20 protein-coding genes are annotated in these 16,579 nt (G+C 48.8%); 17 read left to right on the top strand and 3 right to left on the bottom strand.

From position 1 onward, the window contains the following. The 10 genes from WC490_05540 to WC490_05495 are packed head-to-tail and all read left to right on the top strand — an operon-like array spanning nucleotide 1 to nucleotide 7,919. Nucleotides 1-309 carry a NifB/NifX family molybdenum-iron cluster-binding protein gene (locus tag WC490_05540; protein ID MFA5098073.1) on the top strand — a complete coding sequence of 103 codons (309 nt, stop codon included), beginning with the start codon at nucleotides 1-3 and terminating at the stop codon, nucleotides 307-309. Next, complete coding sequence (locus tag WC490_05535) at nucleotides 306-1,160, top strand: ATP-binding protein (protein MFA5098072.1); 855 nt, start codon at nucleotides 306-308, stop codon at nucleotides 1,158-1,160. The genes WC490_05540 and WC490_05535 overlap by 4 nt, the downstream gene beginning before the upstream one ends. A gap of 3 nt (nucleotides 1,161-1,163) precedes the next feature. Continuing rightward, nucleotides 1,164-1,517 carry a C-GCAxxG-C-C family (seleno)protein gene (locus tag WC490_05530; GenBank protein MFA5098071.1) on the top strand — a complete coding sequence of 118 codons (354 nt, stop codon included), beginning with the start codon at nucleotides 1,164-1,166 and terminating at the stop codon, nucleotides 1,515-1,517. Next, the gene (locus WC490_05525) at nucleotides 1,514-2,374 is read left to right on the top strand and encodes an ATP-binding protein (protein MFA5098070.1); all 861 of its coding nucleotides are present in this window, start codon (nucleotides 1,514-1,516) and stop codon (nucleotides 2,372-2,374) included. The genes WC490_05530 and WC490_05525 overlap by 4 nt, the downstream gene beginning before the upstream one ends. After that, the gene (locus tag WC490_05520; GenBank protein ID MFA5098069.1) at nucleotides 2,374-3,204 is read left to right on the top strand and encodes an Mrp/NBP35 family ATP-binding protein; all 831 of its coding nucleotides are present in this window, start codon (nucleotides 2,374-2,376) and stop codon (nucleotides 3,202-3,204) included. Before WC490_05525 ends, WC490_05520 begins: the two co-directional genes overlap by 1 nt. Nucleotides 3,205-3,206: 2 nt before the next feature. Beyond that, complete coding sequence (hydF, locus tag WC490_05515; protein ID MFA5098068.1) at nucleotides 3,207-4,460, top strand: [FeFe] hydrogenase H-cluster maturation GTPase HydF; 1,254 nt, start codon at nucleotides 3,207-3,209, stop codon at nucleotides 4,458-4,460. Between the two features lie 24 nt (nucleotides 4,461-4,484). Next, nucleotides 4,485-5,864 (top strand): [FeFe] hydrogenase H-cluster radical SAM maturase HydG, encoded by a 1,380-nt coding sequence (hydG, locus tag WC490_05510; protein ID MFA5098067.1) that lies wholly within the window; start codon nucleotides 4,485-4,487, stop codon nucleotides 5,862-5,864. Next, nucleotides 5,857-6,753, top strand: coding sequence for a [FeFe] hydrogenase H-cluster radical SAM maturase HydE (gene hydE, locus WC490_05505; GenBank protein ID MFA5098066.1), 897 nt, complete (start codon nucleotides 5,857-5,859; stop codon nucleotides 6,751-6,753). The genes hydG and hydE overlap by 8 nt, the downstream gene beginning before the upstream one ends. A 33-nt stretch (nucleotides 6,754-6,786) precedes the next feature. Then, nucleotides 6,787-7,107, top strand: a complete 321-nt coding sequence (locus WC490_05500; protein MFA5098065.1) for a DsrE family protein — start codon at nucleotides 6,787-6,789, stop codon at nucleotides 7,105-7,107. Then, nucleotides 7,104-7,919: an MBL fold metallo-hydrolase gene (locus WC490_05495; GenBank protein ID MFA5098064.1), complete on the top strand. Its 816-nt coding sequence runs from the start codon at nucleotides 7,104-7,106 to the stop codon at nucleotides 7,917-7,919. The genes WC490_05500 and WC490_05495 overlap by 4 nt, the downstream gene beginning before the upstream one ends. On the opposite strand, the gene WC490_05490 is transcribed toward WC490_05495, so the two are convergent. Then, entirely contained in the window at nucleotides 7,914-8,543 is a 630-nt protein-coding gene (locus WC490_05490) for a class I SAM-dependent methyltransferase (protein MFA5098063.1), read from the bottom strand. The two genes, WC490_05495 and WC490_05490, sit on opposite strands and share 6 nt — an antisense overlap. Before the next feature lie 62 nt (nucleotides 8,544-8,605). Between WC490_05490 and WC490_05485 the strand changes: the two genes are divergently transcribed. Next, complete coding sequence (locus tag WC490_05485) at nucleotides 8,606-9,091, top strand: small multi-drug export protein (GenBank protein MFA5098062.1); 486 nt, start codon at nucleotides 8,606-8,608, stop codon at nucleotides 9,089-9,091. A 5-nt stretch (nucleotides 9,092-9,096) separates the two neighbouring features. On the opposite strand, the gene WC490_05480 is transcribed toward WC490_05485, so the two are convergent. Then, nucleotides 9,097-9,843, bottom strand: coding sequence for a hypothetical protein (locus WC490_05480; GenBank protein ID MFA5098061.1), 747 nt, complete (start codon nucleotides 9,841-9,843; stop codon nucleotides 9,097-9,099). A 5-nt stretch (nucleotides 9,844-9,848) separates the two neighbouring features. Further along, nucleotides 9,849-12,596, bottom strand: coding sequence for a cation-transporting P-type ATPase (locus WC490_05475; protein ID MFA5098060.1), 2,748 nt, complete (start codon nucleotides 12,594-12,596; stop codon nucleotides 9,849-9,851). A 72-nt stretch (nucleotides 12,597-12,668) separates the two neighbouring features. Between WC490_05475 and crcB the strand changes: the two genes are divergently transcribed. The 6 genes from crcB to WC490_05445 all read left to right on the top strand — a co-directional run bounded on the left by crcB (nucleotide 12,669) and on the right by WC490_05445 (nucleotide 16,500). After that, nucleotides 12,669-13,073 carry a fluoride efflux transporter CrcB gene (gene crcB, locus WC490_05470; GenBank protein ID MFA5098059.1) on the top strand — a complete coding sequence of 135 codons (405 nt, stop codon included), beginning with the start codon at nucleotides 12,669-12,671 and terminating at the stop codon, nucleotides 13,071-13,073. A 4-nt stretch (nucleotides 13,074-13,077) separates the two neighbouring features. After that, the gene (locus tag WC490_05465; GenBank protein MFA5098058.1) at nucleotides 13,078-13,410 is read left to right on the top strand and encodes a DUF190 domain-containing protein; all 333 of its coding nucleotides are present in this window, start codon (nucleotides 13,078-13,080) and stop codon (nucleotides 13,408-13,410) included. Between the two features lie 67 nt (nucleotides 13,411-13,477). Then, nucleotides 13,478-14,236 carry a hypothetical protein gene (locus tag WC490_05460; protein ID MFA5098057.1) on the top strand — a complete coding sequence of 253 codons (759 nt, stop codon included), beginning with the start codon at nucleotides 13,478-13,480 and terminating at the stop codon, nucleotides 14,234-14,236. Beyond that, the gene (locus tag WC490_05455) at nucleotides 14,227-14,838 is read left to right on the top strand and encodes a class II aldolase/adducin family protein (GenBank protein ID MFA5098056.1); all 612 of its coding nucleotides are present in this window, start codon (nucleotides 14,227-14,229) and stop codon (nucleotides 14,836-14,838) included. Before WC490_05460 ends, WC490_05455 begins: the two co-directional genes overlap by 10 nt. 49 nt (nucleotides 14,839-14,887) lie before the next feature. Beyond that, on the top strand, nucleotides 14,888-15,661 hold the full coding sequence (locus WC490_05450; protein ID MFA5098055.1) for a dihydroorotate dehydrogenase electron transfer subunit: 774 nt from the start codon (nucleotides 14,888-14,890) through the stop codon (nucleotides 15,659-15,661). Further along, the gene (locus WC490_05445) at nucleotides 15,652-16,500 is read left to right on the top strand and encodes a dihydroorotate dehydrogenase (GenBank protein MFA5098054.1); all 849 of its coding nucleotides are present in this window, start codon (nucleotides 15,652-15,654) and stop codon (nucleotides 16,498-16,500) included. Before WC490_05450 ends, WC490_05445 begins: the two co-directional genes overlap by 10 nt. Nucleotides 16,501-16,579 lie beyond the last annotated feature (79 nt).

Raw genomic sequence — 16,579 nt, 5'->3', positions numbered from 1 at the left:
ATGATCATATGCGTAAGCGCCCAGGATAAAGACCCGGGGGCAAAAGTGGATCCCAGGTTCGGCAGATGCTCCTATTTTATGTTTTTTGATACTGAGACAGGAGAGTTCGAAGCCGTAAAAAACCCTAACCTGTCGGCAAATTCGGGCGCTGGTCCGCAGTCCGCTCAACTGGTATCCTCTAAAGGCGCAAAAAAGGTGCTTACAGGCAATGTGGGGCCAAACGCTTTAGGAACTTTGACCGCGGCAGGGATAGAGGTCCTGTCCGGGATATCAGGAACAGTAAAAGAGGCAATAGAAAAGAACAAATGATAATATCAGTTGCAAGCGGCAAAGGCGGAACAGGAAAAACCACCGCTGCAGTCGGTCTGGCCCTGTCGCTTGATAATACCCAGCTGTTGGATTGCGATGTAGAAGAGCCGAATGCGCACATCTTTTTGAAGCCGGAGATCGAAAAGAGCTTTAAGGCCGGCATTCCGGTCCCTGTTGTTGACAGGGACAGATGCAGCCTGTGCGGCAAATGCGCCTCTGTCTGCAAATATAACGCGATAGCCGTTCTTCCAAATAGCGCAGCAGGTTCGGGAAAGGTCCTGGTCTTTCCGCAGCTTTGCCACGGCTGCGGGGCCTGTTCCATGTTCTGTCCGAAGCAGGCAATTAAAGAAGTTGACCGCCCTATCGGAAATATCGAAACAGGAAAAAAGAACGGGCTACTATTTGCGCACGGAAGGCTTGATGTCGGGGAGGCAATGTCCCCTCCTCTTATCAGGCAGGTAAAAAAACTCGCGGACACCTCAAGAACAGTGATCATAGACGCTCCTCCGGGAACATCATGCCCGGTGATCGCCACTGTTAAAGGAAGCGATCTTTGTCTTTTGGTCACCGAACCAACTCCGTTTGGCATGAACGACCTGGCCCTGGCAGTTGAGGCAATGCACAAATTAAAGATACCGGTCGGGGTTATCATCAATAGGTGCGATATGGGAAATGACAAAGTTGAAACTTACTGCAAAAACCGGAATATCCCGGTCCTGATGAAAATACCCTTTAAGAAGGAAATTGCAAAGGCATATTCTAAGGGCAGCCCCATTATCGAACCGCTGCCGCAGTACAAAAAAGAGTTCAGATCGCTCCTAAAAAAGATAGGGGCGCTGACAAGGAAATAAGAAATGAGAGTTAAAAAAGCTGTTGAGCATTTTCGCGGCCTTAACGGAAAAAGACGCCTAAACTGCGCTCAGTCCGTTGCGGCAGCCTTTGCGGACGACGGCCTGACATCAGATCCCGATATCGAAGGGTTTTCGGCCTGCGGATTCGGCCGGGCTCCCGAAGGATACTGCGGAAGCTTTTATGCCGCCCTTTCCCTTTTAAAAAAGGCCGGTATCGGCAGGGATAAAGAACTGTCGGATGAATTCAAGGCCTGCGCCGGCTCCCTGAAATGCGCGGAGATCAGGGCTGCAAGAAAGGCGACCTGCAGGCAAACTGTGGCAAAAGCTGTAGAACTCGTGGAAAGGCTCAAAACATGAAACAGATAGTAGTTATAAGCGGAAAAGGAGGCACAGGCAAAACCGTAGTAACGGGTTCGCTTGCCTCCCTTGCGGACAGCAAGGTCATGGTCGATTGCGATGTTGACGCGGCAAACCTGCACCTGCTGCTTGGCCCCAAGGTCAAAGAGCGCCATGAGTTCCGCAGCGGAGAAACAGCCGTCATAGACAAGAATATGTGCAGCAAATGCGGCGAGTGTGCGCGCGTATGCAGGTTCGGCGCCATAAGCCGGGATATCGAGGTGGAGCCGTTCTCTTGCGAAGGCTGCGGCCTCTGCGCTCTTGTCTGTCCTAAAAAAGCCATAAAAATGCAAGAAAATTTGGCGGGAGAGTGGTTCCTTTCGGAAACGCGCTACGGGCTTTTTGTCCATGCCAAGCTGGGCATAGCCGAGGAAAATTCCGGGAAACTCGTATCTAAAATAAGAAAGGTAGCTGCAGATCTTGCAGAAACAAATCGGCTGCAATATGTGATCATCGACGGCCCCCCGGGGATAGGCTGTCCGGTCATAGCCTCTTTGTCGGGGGTGGACTTCGCGCTGGTAGTTACAGAACCGTCCCTGTCCGGACTCCATGATGCCCAAAGGGCAATAGACACCGCTCTTCATTTTAAGGTGCCCTCCAAACTGCTGATCAATAAATTCGATCTCAACAGCGATATGTCCGCAAGAATAGAAGAATACTGCAAAGGAAAAGGGGTCCCGGTAGTAGGAAAAATTCCTTTTGACAAAACAGTGGTCGAAGCAGTGGCCAGCGGCAAACCTGCCGTTGAATACTGCAGCGGTCCGGTCAAGGAAACACTTGAAAAGCTCTGGAAAGAAATAAAGGAAGGAGCCAGCTGATGCAGGACGAAGGAAGAAAAAAACTCGACGAACAGAACAAAAGGATAAAGGAAAAAATGATGAGGGTCAAACACACCCTCATCGTGATGAGCGGTAAAGGCGGGGTCGGAAAGACCTCCGTGGCCGTCAATCTGGCCTATGCCCTTTCGCTCAAGGGTAAAAAAGTCGGACTTATGGATATTGACATACACGGACCAAATATCGCAAAAATGCTGGGAATAGAGAAAGAATCCATCTTCGGCTTTGAGTTCGGCATACTGCCTGTTGAGGTGTCCGAAAACCTTAAAGCCGTAAGCCTTGCGCTGACGGGGAATTCCCCTGACCTTCCGATGATCTGGAGAGGCCCGATGAAAGCCTCTCTTATAAGGCAATTCCTGGCCGATGTAAACTGGGGCGGCCTTGATTATCTAGTGATCGACTCTCCCCCCGGCACAGGGGACGAGCCTTTGAGCGCCTGCCAGCTCATTCCCAATATTTCGGGCGCGGTCATAGTTACCACGCCGCAGGATGTTGCGATACTGGACGCGCGCAAAAGCGTTTCTTTTGCAAAAGAGATCAGGGTCCCCGTAGCCGGGATCATAGAGAACATGAGCGGTTTTATCTGCCCTCACTGTAAGACGGAGCTGGACATTTTCAAAAAAGGCGGAGGGGAAAAGGCCGCAGCAGAGCTTGGAGTCCCCTTTCTTGGCAAAGTGCCTTTTGAAATGGAACTGGTAGAGCTTGCGGACAAAGGGACTCCGTTCATGTCCTTTGGAAAAAAGAGCAGATCCGCCGAGGCTTTCACAAAAATAGTGGAAAATATCATGGAATTCGTCGGCGATCAAGGTTAAACATGGAAAAAGCCGAAGAAACATTACCCGAAAGTCCTGATACCGATAAAACACCAAAATCCTTAAGGCTGCAGATAGGCCTTTTTGGAAGGACAAACACCGGAAAATCCACTTTTCTCAACATGGTGGCGGGTCAGGATGTGGCGGTCACTTCTTCCCTGGCCGGGACCACGACCGACACGGTGGAAAAGACCATGGAATTGCTTCCTGCGGGGCCTGTTGTCTTTCTTGACACGGCAGGCATAGATGACAAAGGCCGGCTTTCCAAAAAACGCCTTGAAAAAACAAAAAAGATCTTTGAACGCGCGGATATCGGCCTGATAATCACCGAGCCTTCTATCTGGGGAAGATACGAAGAGAACCTTGCCCTTGAACTCAAAAAAAGGAATACTCCGGTAATTATTGTCGTGAACAAGGCGGACCTGCACGGCCCTTCCGGGACATTCTTAAAGAAGTTAAGATCAAAGGGAGCCGGAATACTGTTTTGCTCGAGCACCGATGCCGTCAGAAGAAAAGAATATGTTAGCGCCTTTAGAGAACTGCTGATAAAGGCCCTGCCAGACGAGTATTTAAGGCCGCGCCCCATCATAGGGGACCTTGTCCCGAAAGGGTCCCTGGCCTTTCTGATAGTTCCGATAGACTTTGCGGCCCCCAAAGGCAGGATAATACTTCCTCAGGTACAGGTTATCAGGGACCTTTTGGACCACGGCTGCGCCTCCCTTACCGTAAAAGAGAACGGCCTCAAAAAAATGCTGGCATCGCTAAAAAGACCTCCTGCAATGGTCGTCTGCGACTCGCAGGTAGCCTTTAAGACCGCAAAAGAAACCCCGAAAAACATAAAGTGCACTACTTTTTCTATACTTTTTTCCAGATACAAGGGGGATCTGGAAGAGTCTGTCAGGGGAGCGGCAGTTCTGGACAACCTGAAAAAGAGCGATAGAATACTTATAGCCGAGGCCTGCAGCCATCATCCGGTCGAAGGGGATATCGGAAGAGTAAAGCTGCCTAAATGGCTGGCTAAACACCTCGGATTTAAGCCCAGGATAGACACCGTCAGCGGAAGGGATTATCCAAGGGATCTTTCAAGATACAGGCTCGTCATACATTGCGGGGCCTGCATGATAACCAGAAAAGAAATGCTCTTAAGGATAGAAAAATGCAAAAAAGCGGGCGTTGCCGTCACCAATTACGGGGTTTGCATCTGTCATCTGTTCGGCATCCTTAACAGGGTGCTGGAACCGTTCTCTATCCGCTAGCAAATCAATATAAGAGAAAGACAAATGAAGCATATTAATGAAGAAAAGCTCCTGGCACTGGCAGAAAAGAGAGGCAGCGTCCCAGAAAAAGAAGTGGAGGAGATATTAAAAAAATCCCTTTCGCTGAAAAGGCTTTCTCTTGAGGAAGCCTCAAAACTGTTATCCGTATCTGACCCCGGGCTGCTCAAAAGGCTGTTTGAGACCGCAAAGGAAGTTAAACAAAGGATCTACGGCAAGAGGATAGTGCTGTTTGCCCCTCTTTACATAAGCAACTACTGCGTCAACAACTGCCTTTACTGCGCTTTTAGATCTGATAACAGAGCTATCAAGAGAGCGCATCTATCTTCTGACGAAATAAAAGAACAGACAAGAATACTGCTTAAGAACGGGCAGAAAAGAGTCCTGGTGGTAGCCGGAGAGGCCCCGCCTCCGGGAAAAAAGAATGAGGATTATTATGTTGAAGCGATCAAGGCTGTTTATTCAGCGCGCTACAAAGATCACAAAATAAAGAGGGTCAATATCAACTGCGCTCCTATTGCGGTAGAAGGGTTCAAAAAGCTCAAAGCCTCAGGAATAGGGACTTTCCAGATCTTTCAGGAGACCTATCACCAGGCCACCTACAAAAAAATGCACCCCAGGGGCCCCAAAAGCGATCCGGACAACCGCCTGGACGCAATTGACAGAGCTTTTGCGGCCGGGATAGATGATATTGGTATCGGGCTGTTATACGGGCTTTACGACTATAAATTTGAAACTCTGGCAATGCTTTCGCATGTTGAACACATGGAAAAGATTCACGGGGTCGGGCCTCATACCATTTCTGTCCCAAGAATAGAACCTGCCGAAGGCGTTGACTTTTATTCCGACCACGAGGTTAATGACCTTGATTTCAAAAAAGTTGTTTCCGTGATACGCCTTTCAGTCCCATACACCGGCATGATCCTTTCTACCAGAGAAAATCCCCGCCTCAGGGACGAATTGCTTGAACTGGGAATTTCCCAGATGAGCGCCGCTTCAAGGACCTCTCCCGGAGGCTATGAAGAGTCACCTTCAAAAAGCGGAGCCCAGTTCGTTCTTGGCGATAACAGAAGTCTTGACCAGATCATGGGGTCTTTGGTAGAGAACGGTTTTATCCCCAGTTTCTGCGCAGCCTGTTATAGGTCTTCAAGGACAGGGGAAGTCTTTATGAACCTGGCAAAACCGGGAACAATAAAAGGCAAATGCACCATGAACGCTCTGATCACATTAAAAGAGTATCTTGACGATTTTGCCTCGGAAAGCGTAAAGCATAAAGGGTATGAATTGATCAAGCAGGCTCTGGTCAATCTTGACCCCAGCGACAGAAAGGAACTTTCGGCTTTTTACGAACAGATAGACAGCGGTTTGAGGGACAAGTATGTATGAATCCGCGGAAGAGATAAACGACCTGCTCTGCTCCGACAGGCAGGCTCTTTTTGACGCTGCCAACAAGATAAAGATACAGCACAAAGGCCGCAGGATACTGCTTCGCGGCATCATAGAGTTCTCTAATATCTGCGACAGAAGCTGCTCTTACTGCGGTATCTCCTGCAGGAACAGGGAACTGGAGCGCTACACCATGAAGGACGAAGAAATACTTTCCTCGGTCAAAAGGATAGCATCAAGCAATATTGACACGGTAGTGCTTCAATCCGGAGAAACCGGCAGTTTGGACGATGATCGGCTGGCCTGGATAATAAGAAAGATAAAGAAAACACATGATAATATGGCGGTAACCCTTTCTGTCGGAGAAAAAAGCCGATCCAGTTATAAAAAGTGGAAGGATTCGGGAGCCGACAGGTATCTCCTCAAGATAGAAACCTCTAATCCGGAGCTTTACCGAGCGCTCCATCCCGGAATGAGCCTTGAGAACAGAATAAGATGTCTATCGGACCTCAAGGAACTTGGATATGAAACGGGCAGCGGTACAATGGTGGGCCTTCCGGGGCAGACCCTGCTTAACATTGCCAAAGACATACTGTTCTTTTACAGGTCGGGCTTTGAGATGATAGGCACCGGGCCCTTTATTCCGCATAAAAAGACAGCCTTAAAGAACGAGCCTGCCGGAGATATCGACCTTGTGCTTAGGACCCTTGCCGCCACAAGGATAGTGATGAAGGATATTAATATCCCGGCAACAACGGCCGTGGGAAGCCTTTCGGCAAAAGACCACCGCTTTGAGGCCCTTGAGTGCGGGGCCAATGTTTTAATGCCGAATTTCACTCCATCGCCCTACCGTGAACTATACGAGATATACCCAAACAAAAGCGGATAGTTCGGTATTATAATATACGAAAGGAGTTCGCAAATGAGAATAGGGATAGTAATTTCGGTCAATGACGGCGAAACCTGCTGGAACGCGTTCAGGTACGCAAATTTCTGCCTGGGACAGAAAGACCGGGTAAAAGTGTTTTTGATGGGAAAAGGCGTGGAGTATGAAAGCATAAGCACTTCAAACTTTAACACCAAAGAACAGGCGGATGCCTTTGTCAGGAACGGAGGCGTCATACTTGCCTGCGGCACCTGCATACAGTCCAGAGGAAAAGAAGGTTCACAAATGTGCCCGCTGAATACAATGAAAGATATGTACGAATTGGTGAAAGAAAGCGATAAGGTAGTAGCTTTTTGACAAGATCGCGCATTGCTGCCGGGCTTGCGGCGTTCATTCTGCTGCTTCCGTCAGCGGCCGCTCCAAAGGACGGCCAAGGAACAACAATGGGAACATCGGAACTCAATATTACGATAACTGTTGTTTTTGACAATAAGGCTTTTTTAAAAGGCTTTGGGACAGGCTACGGCTTTGCCTGCGTTATAGACAACGGCAAAAACACCGTCCTTTTTGACACCGGCTGCTGCGGCAAGACCCTGCTGGCCAATATGAAAAAGGCGGGGATAAGCCCAAAGGATATTGACAGCATCGTCCTGTCCCACTCCCACTGGGACCACACGGGAGGGCTGTTCGATCTTCTAAAGGAGAACAGCGCGGTCTCCGTCCATGTCCTGCCATCTTTTTCAAAAAGATTCAAAGAGGAGATCAAGAACAACGGGGCAAAGATAAAAGAAAGCTCTGCCTCTAAAGAGATGCTCAAAGGCATCCGCACCACCGGGGAGCTGGGGACAAAGATCAAGGAACAGTCACTTATCGTGGATACTGAGAAAGGTTATGTGCTTATTACAGGGTGCGCCCATCCCGGGCTAAGCACTATACTTAAAAGGGCCGGCAGTTTGCATAAGGGCATGCCCTGCCTTTTGCTCGGGGGTTTCCATCTGTACGACAAAAAGGACAAAGAGCTTAAAAAGCTTGCCGCAGAACTAAAAAAGATGCTCCCGGGACAGATCGCGCCCTGCCACTGTACAGGGGAAAAAGCGTCAAAAGCGCTTAAGGCGGAATTCGGCAAGGACTTTATACGCATCGGCGCGGGAAGCATTATTAAACTATAACTTGGATAGCTCTATCAGCCTGCCTTCTATTCTATGATCTGAAAAGCCGAACCTTTCTGCTATGCAAGCCGCAGTTGCCTGCTGATAAAAGAAGACATGGGTAGGATCGTTCTTGTAATACCAGGCAGCGAACTCTTTTTCGCTGTCCCAGGTCTCTGTCATGCAGAACAGTTTTCCTTTGGGCTTAAGCATGGACGACAGGAGCATAAATTCCTTTGCCGGGTCATGAAAGTGCTCTATCACTTCGCAGCAGACAATATAGTCATACTTTTTTGAAAGCACTTGCCTTTCATCCTTGAAAAAAGGGTCATAGAGCGCCACGGAATATCCGTCCTGCTGCAGCAGATGCTTGATGACCGATCGCTGTCCGCAGCCAAAGTCAAGCCCCTGTGACGCCGGCAAAAAAGAGCCCTTGACCGCTTTTACTATCGGCCCCACGAACTTCTGATATCCTTTGTCTTCAACACAGTTTTGATGGGTTAGATAGCGCTCTTTTTCTTCGTCAAAGGAAAGCAGGTTCTCCCGGCCTAAAAAGATGCCTTTGCACAGGGGGCAGGCGTAGTATATGCCGTTCTTTCCTTCAAAAAAGCCTTTTGAAATGCTTTTGCACAGCGGACATTGCATATCTGACTTTGATTATAGAACATATCCGGCGTAATGAGGGACGGCGATGATATAATAGGGACATGAACAATGTGCTATTTCAAGATCTGACGCCGCAGCTGGCAACCTTTTTGACCGCCATGACCCCTGTGGGAGAGCTCCGGGCTGCTATTCCCCTTGCCCTTACGGTCCACGGGATGGGAGTATTAGAAAGCTATGTCTGGAGCGTGGTCGGCAATATGGTGCCTGTGATCTTTTTGCTGGCCGCACTTGAAAAGGTATCCTCTTTCTTGATACAGAAGAGCCCGCGCGCAAGGGCGTTCTTTAACTGGCTTTTTGAAAGGACCAGAAGAAAGTTCAAAGGCCATTATGAAGCTTGGGGCGAGCTGACGCTTATCCTTTTTGTTGCGGTCCCGCTTCCAATGACAGGCGCCTGGACAGGTTCCATAGCTGCATATCTGTTCGGGATACCCTCAAAAAGGGCATTTTTACTGATCCTGGCAGGTGTAATGATATCAGGGATTATAGTGACCATTCTTACGGCCGGAGCTTCCGGATTATTCTTCTAAGGTCTTTACTGCGCTATTTCTGCCGAGGCGCTCTCATCAAAAGGATTGCTCCTCATTTCGAGAGAGAAAAGATACGGATAATTTTCCTTAAGATGTTCCATATACTGAAGCCATTGGATTATGAGAAGCCGGTAAACCCTCTTTATATCGCCGTTAAGATGCGCCCTGTCAGCATCAGAGATCCCTTTCAGGCTGCGTCTTTGAAGCAGTTCTTCGGCAAGGTGAAATACCGCCCACAAAAGATCAGTAAAGGCCTCATGTTCAAGGAGATTAGGGTTCTCTAGCAGATTAAGGAGGAACTGTCGCCTTTGCTTGAGAAAGTCTTTTATCTGTTCAAGGCTGTCATTGCCGCTCTCAATATTAAAATTGTGGAGGGATGTTTCTTTTAGCGCCTTCAAGAAATCCTTCTTGGACCAGGCCTCCCTCACGATAAGGTCTTTGGTTATCTGGCGTGCGTGGGTGTCAAAAGAGGAGAACATCCTCAGAAGTTCGGTGCCGGCCTCGCAAAAAAATGCTCCTATTACCATGTTGAGCTTTCTCATCATGGTCTTCTTTTCCCTGTAGTGAAGCAGCTCGTGCAGGACCAGGGTCACCAGCAGGACTTCAAGAAAAACGAACGCAATATCACCGACCAGATAGATCATAATGTGATGGAGGTCCCTGAAGACCGCATAATGCAAAAGATATCCGAGCAGGGACAGGATGATCAAGAATAAACCAAGGGAGATCCTCCAGCTAAATATATACTTCACAAACTCTACTCCCTTGCCATAGGAGCCGTGCGCCTTGCAGCAAAAACCGCCCTTGCTTTTTTCTCCGTCTCAACAACAATATAGATACCTGCCCCAAAGAGCACGATCGCAAGCCAGGACATAAGCCCCAGAGGTTCGGTCCCGAACAGCCTGTTCATGGTGGGAGAATAGGTAAAGAACATCTGTACCGCGATCATAAGGGCAACACCTATCAGAACTATCTTATTGGACAATATTCCTATTCTAAAAAGGGATTTTTCAAAAGATCTGCAGTTGAACAAATAGAACATCTCGCCAAAAACCAGGACATTGGCAGCGATCGTCTGTGCCGCAGCCACCCCGGTCCCCAGGATCAGTTGGTGCTTGAACAGGACCAGTATCCCTACTATGAGAAGAAAACTGACATAGATCGTCCTTAGTGTCAGCATTCCGTCAAAAATAGGCAGATCGGGGTCATTGGGTTTTTTGAGCATGATGTTGTCTTCTTTTGGCTCAAAGGCAAGCGTCATGCCAAGAAATATAGCTGTCATCATGTTTATCCAGAGTATCTGCAAAGGAGAAATGGGAAGAGCAAAATTAAATATTATAGCCACCATCAGCACCAGTCCCTCAGTGGCATTTGTGGGAATGGTCCAGACTATGAACTTGCGCAGATTGTCGAACACCCCCCTGCCCTCTTCAACGGCAGCCTTGATGGAGGCAAAATTATCGTCGGTCAAAACCACATCGGCGGCTTCTTTGGCAACTTCGGTGCCGTCCAGCCCCATGGCAACCCCTATATTGGCCTGCTTTAGGGCCGGAGCATCGTTAACTCCGTCGCCCGTCATGGCAACAATATGCTTCTGGTCCTGGAGAGCTTTAACTATTTTTAGTTTCTGCTCCGGAGTGACCCTGGCAAAGACCGAGGTGCCCATGGTCTTTTTTCGGTAATCCTCTTCCGTCCATTTTTCCATCTCCGCTCCGGTCACGGCTATGAGTTCCTTTTTGGGGTCATCTGCAGGAAAAGCCTTTATACCGAGTTGAATAGCGATAGCCCTGGCTGTTGAGGCATGGTCTCCGGTGATCATTTTGACCATTATCCCGGCATTGTGGCAGACAGAAACGGCGTCAATAGCTTCCTGCCTCGGAGGGTCCATCATCGCCTGGAACCCGAGGAACACCGCTTCGCCTTCAATATCCTCATAGCCTATGACCGAAGTGCCCGGCTTCATTTCTTTTTTTGCGAAAGCGATAACGCGCAGTCCTGAGGATGCAAATTCCTCCGTGGCCCTGTTGATGGCCTCGGCATCTGACATACGCTCGATATTGCCGGAAGCGTCCAAAAAGAACGAGCATCTCTTTAGAACTGCCTCGTTGGAGCCTTTTATGTATACAACGGGAGCCGCCTCTGTACTGTGGAGGGTCGCCATTATCTGCTTGTCGGATTCAAAGGGGATAGCGTCGATCCTCTTTAGCTGCCTTTCCATGTCCGATCTGCTTAAGCCGGCTTTTTCAGCGCTCACCAGAAGGGCCGCCTCGGTGGGATCGCCCTCTACAGAAAAGGCGCCGTCACTGTGAACTATCTTGGAGTCGTTGCACAACAATCCCGCAAGGAGAGTCTCCTTTAGAGCCGCATTCCGGGAAAGGTCCGCTTCTTTTCCGCCTTCCTGCTCGGTCAGTTTACCCGCAGTGATATAGCCCTGACCTGAAAGCCCGTAAGCCCTGCCGGAGGCAAAAAGCTTTTGGACGGTCATTTTATTCTCTGTCAGCGTTCCCGTCTTGTCGGAGCATATTATCGTGGTGCTTCCAAGGGTCTCGACCGCTGGGAGCTTTCTGATTATGGCCTTGCGTTTGGCCATCCTGGCAACCCCTATAGAGAGAATTATCGTTATCGCCGCAGGAAGGCCTTCCGGTATGGCCCCTACCGCTATGGCAACAGCCGCCATGAAAGAATCCACGGCCGGGTGGCCGTAAATGAAGGTGCCGATCGCAAAGGTGACGGCAGAAAAGAACATTATCACATACAGGAGGAGTTTGCTGAAATCAGCGAGTTTTTTCGTGAGCGGGGTCTGCATATCCTCGGCATTTTCCACAAGCTGTGAGATCTTGCCTATCTCGGTCCTGTCGCCTGTCGAGACCACAACTGCCTTTGCGGCCCCGTTTGTGATAAGGGTCGAGGCATAGAGCATATTTTTCCTGTCGGCCAGAGCTGTGCTTTCCGGAAGACTCTCGGCGCTCTTTTCCACCGGAAGCGACTCTCCCGTTAGCGCAGATTCGTTGGACTTGAGCCCTTTGGAGTATAGAAGCCTCATATCCGCGCTGACCTTGTCGCCGGAAGCAAGCATCACTATATCTCCGGGAACCAGTTCTCTTGAAGCGGTCTTTTTTGAAGAGCCGTCACGCACCGCCGTGGAATAGGTCTTCATGGACTTAGCCAGGGCCGAAAGCGCGTCCACGGCCTTGGTCTCCTGGATATAGCCGACTATGGAATTGACCAGGACCACACCGAATATAACTGAAGAATCAATGAACTCCTTTAAGAACAGCGTCGTAAAGCCCGCCGCAAGCAGGGCATAGATAAGAGGTTGATTGAATTGCTGAAGAAAGCGTACCAGCGGACTTACAACGCGTTTTTTTGTAAGCTCATTAGGCCCGAACTTCTCTTTCCTGAGATAGGCTTCTTTTTCGGAAAGGCCTGTCTCGTCATCAACTTCCAGTTTTTCAAGGACCCTGTCCAGCCCCATCGCATGCCAGGCCTGAAAAAATAATTCCATTAATATCTCCCTTATTTTGCGGTCTCTCTGCTATTTTACCATGCCGGCACACAGTGCTATAATAGGCCCATCATGCTTCAAGGACCTGCCGCAAAACTGCTGCTGCTGTTTGCCGGAGGAGGGGCGGGCACTGTGTTCCGCTATATTGTTTCTTCATATTCGGGCAGGCTTGTCCGATCCGGATTTCCCGTCGGCACGGCAGTGGTCAACCTCAGCGGCTCTTTCTTAATAGGACTGCTGTGGGCAATGACCGATGTCATGAACATTTCACCCAACCTTAGAGCCCTTGTTTTTATCGGCTTTATCGGAGGCTATACCACATTCTCCACCTTTATGATAGAGAACCTTAATCTTATACGGAGCAGCGAAATAAAAGGGATGGTGATGAACCTGCTTTTGAACAATCTTCTGGGCCTTGTGCTTGTTATAGCGGGTTTTATGTTCGGCAAATATTTCATGAATTTAATAAGGGGGTAGGAATATGAAACTTCCGCAGGACTGCATATTGCTGAGGATATTCTTTGGAGAAAGCGACACCTACTCCGGAAAACCGCTCCACGAACAGATAGTCTTTAAGGCCAGGGAGCTCCAGCTGGCCGGGGCAACTGTAATGCGGGGCATTATGGGTTTTGGCGCGGACAGCAGGATCCACTCGATGAAACTGCTGGACCTGTCGCAGGACCTGCCGGTGATAGTTGAGATAGTGGATGTCCAGGAAAAGATAGACCTTCTGCTTCCATTCCTTGATGAGGCCATAAAAGAGGGGCTTGTTACCATGGAAAAAGTAAAGGTGCTAAAATATATCCACAGTTGAGATCCCGCTGAAATCTCCCTCCTCTTTCCGCCGATAGACTGTTGTAATGATATGTAGAACAGAAAGAATGGCCTTCCCCATCGGGAAAGTCCCTCTTGCACAAATTCAAAACCCGGGCGCTGCCCGCCATTTTTTCATGCCGGTCATGAGGGAAGGCGTTTTTGACGAATATGACAAAGCCAGATGTGCCGCCTCTGCCGCGACAAGCTTTGGCGTTATGTACGCTATGAGCGGCGGACAATTTCTTCCCGCAGTCCTTGGAACTCTTGCATGGAACGGCTTGATATTCGGCCGGACAGTCCTGTCAGAAGCTATCCCGTCCCTGCTTTTGACCGGAAAATGGTCTTTTGATTCCATGCCCTGGCCCAAATTCACCGGACAAATGTTTTACAGCGACGCGTCCCTGATAGTCCTTGGAGGGTCAATGACCGTCGCAGAAGGGGTTACAGACTATTTTGAAATGGAAACTTCCGCCCCGGAAACTCTAAAAACACAAGGTTATATTATCGGCGCTATCAATGGAGCAGCTGACTCCGGAATGAGGAAATTGCTGGGTTTTTCTTTTAGCGTAGCGGCTTTGGACTTTTTTAGGGACATTGTGATGTACCAGAGTTCAAAGTTTGCCCAGAACACATGGCAAAACGGATGGCATATGGACCCCTGGTCTAACATAACTTTTGCTCTTGTCTCAAAAGTGATCGGCGAAACCTATGCCGGAACGGTTGAGATGCTTGACAGCTATAACAAATACGCTGCCAGATGTGGAAAGCCAACCTGGCAACAGAACCTGAAGAACATATATCAAAGGAGTCTGTTATGGAAATAGCAAAAACTGTTCCCGGCTTCAGGACCATCATTAGAAGGTGCAGTGTTCCCGATCTTGACAGGATGCCGGAATTAATGAACTGGTGCCGCCGATTCCAGCAAAGCGGGCTTACTCCCGTTTATGAATTGGGGACCCTTGGCAATTTAAGCTTTAGGGTCAAACCCTGGTCAGAGCACCACTTTGTCATTACCGGAACAAAACTCGGGGCAAAAGATCGATTAACAAATGACAGTTTTGCAGAAGTTGTGAGCTGTGACGAATATAACCACATAGTGTACGCTCACGGCACAAGGGAGCCTTCTTCCGAAGTATTTCTTCATTATTCCATATATCAAAACAGGCCGGATGTCTGCGCTATTTTTCACGGGCATTGCGATCTTATATTGAATGCCGCGCAGGTTTTGGGCATTCCGCAGACGGCCAAAGAAGAACCTTTTGGCACTCTTGCATTGGCAAGAGCCGTGCGCTATATACTTGGCAGAGAGAACTTTGTGATAATGAAAAACCACGGTTTCATTTCCATGGGGCATGACATGGATGAGGCAGGAAGAATTGCCATGGACATTCTTGGGTGGGCCGCAAGCCTTGACCGTCAAGAGTAAGCAAGTACTATTTCCTTTTGATCGCCGTATTTGTTAGAATTAAATAGATATGCTTTACCAGGAAGACTGCCGGATAGTTGAGAATATAAAAATAGCCCCCGACCACTACAAGATCTCTTTCACCTGCAAAAACATCTTTAATGACGCAAAACCCGGACAATTCGTCCAGATAAAAGTGTCGGATTCTGTTTCTCCGCTTTTGAGGCGCCCATTCTCGCTCCACAGCATAAAAAAAGAAGGCTTTGAGGTCCTTTATCATGTTGTAGGGAAAGGAACCGAGGCCCTTTCTAAGGCCAAAAAAAGCAGTCTTCTTAATGTAATAGGGCCTCTGGGAAACGGGTTCACGATAATTAAGAATAAAATAGCCGTGCTAATAGGCGGAGGCTGCGGAGCCGCGCCGCTTTACTGTCTTGAAGAAGAGTTGAAAAGACTTGGGATCGAGAGCCATTTTTTTATGGGAGCTTCCACAGGCAGCCTTTTGCTTTGCCAAAGCGATCTGGCAAAACTAAAGACCAAACTCTATCTTTCTACCGATGACGGCTCCTGCGGAGAAAAATGCACCGTCAGCGCTCTCTATTCTTCTTATCTGTCCTCTTTTGACAGGGAAAAGATAGTCATCTATTCCTGCGGGCCAAAGGCTATGCTAAAAGCCGTAAAAGACATCGCCATTAAGGAGGATATTCCCTGCCAGGTATCTCTTGAAGAGCGTATGGCCTGCGGCATCGGGGCCTGCCTTGGCTGTACCGTAAAGACCGTAAGCGGCAACAAAAGGGTGTGCAAAGACGGGCCTGTGTTCAACGCAAAGGACCTTATATGGGAATAGACCTGGCAGGATTAAAGCTCAAGAACCCCGTAATGGTGGCCTCAGGGACTTTCGGGTTCGGGATAGAATTTGCCGACCTCGTAGACCTCAACAAACTTGGGGCCATTGTAACAAAGACCGTTACGCTAAACAAAAGAGAGGGGAACCCCCAGCCAAGGCTGATAGAAGTAGAGAACGGCCTTGTGAATTCTATCGGGCTTCAAAATGAAGGGGTTGAATACTTTATCAAAAACTACCTGCCGTTCTTGAGAAAGCTTGACACAGCTGTGATAGTCAATATCGCAGGCGAGACAGTGGAAGAATATGCCCGCGTAACGGGTATTCTTGCCAAAGAAAAAGGAATTGATGCGATTGAGGTAAATATATCCTGCCCCAATGTCCAAAAGGGCTGCATGGTATTTGGAAAAGATCCTAATTTAACAAAAGATGTGATATCTGCGGTCGTACATGCGCGTCGCGAAGCACATCTGCCTATCATTGCAAAACTATCACCAAACGTTGATGACATAACCATGATCGCCCGGGCAGCTCTTGAGGCAGGAGCGGACATTCTTTCCATGATAAATACGGTCCAAACCACGGTAGAGGTCCCCGTAACAAAAAAGACACTGACAGCCGGGCTGTCCGGGCCCGCCATAAAAGAGACCGCGCTTAAGTTGATAGCACAGGTAAGAAAAGAAGTAAAAGCCCCTATCATAGGCATGGGGGGCATCATGAATGCTTTGGACGCAAGGGAGTTCTTTGAAGCAGGCGCCGATGCCATAGCCGTGGGGACAGCCAGTTTTGTCGACCCACGGACCGCGATCAAGATAATCGAGGGATTGCGGGACCCGGAATGAGGGCTGAAAACAACAAATTATGGTAGTATATCAATATGTTTAATCCTTTCAGGAAAAAGAAGATAGGGCTTGCCCTGTC

Source organism: Candidatus Margulisiibacteriota bacterium (genome assembly GCA_041650635.1).
Classification (GTDB): domain Bacteria; phylum Margulisbacteria; class WOR-1; order JAKLHX01; family JBAZKV01; genus JBAZKV01.
The sequence above is the reverse complement of the archived record's forward strand: the minus strand, read 5'-3'. Positions and strand labels throughout refer to the sequence as shown.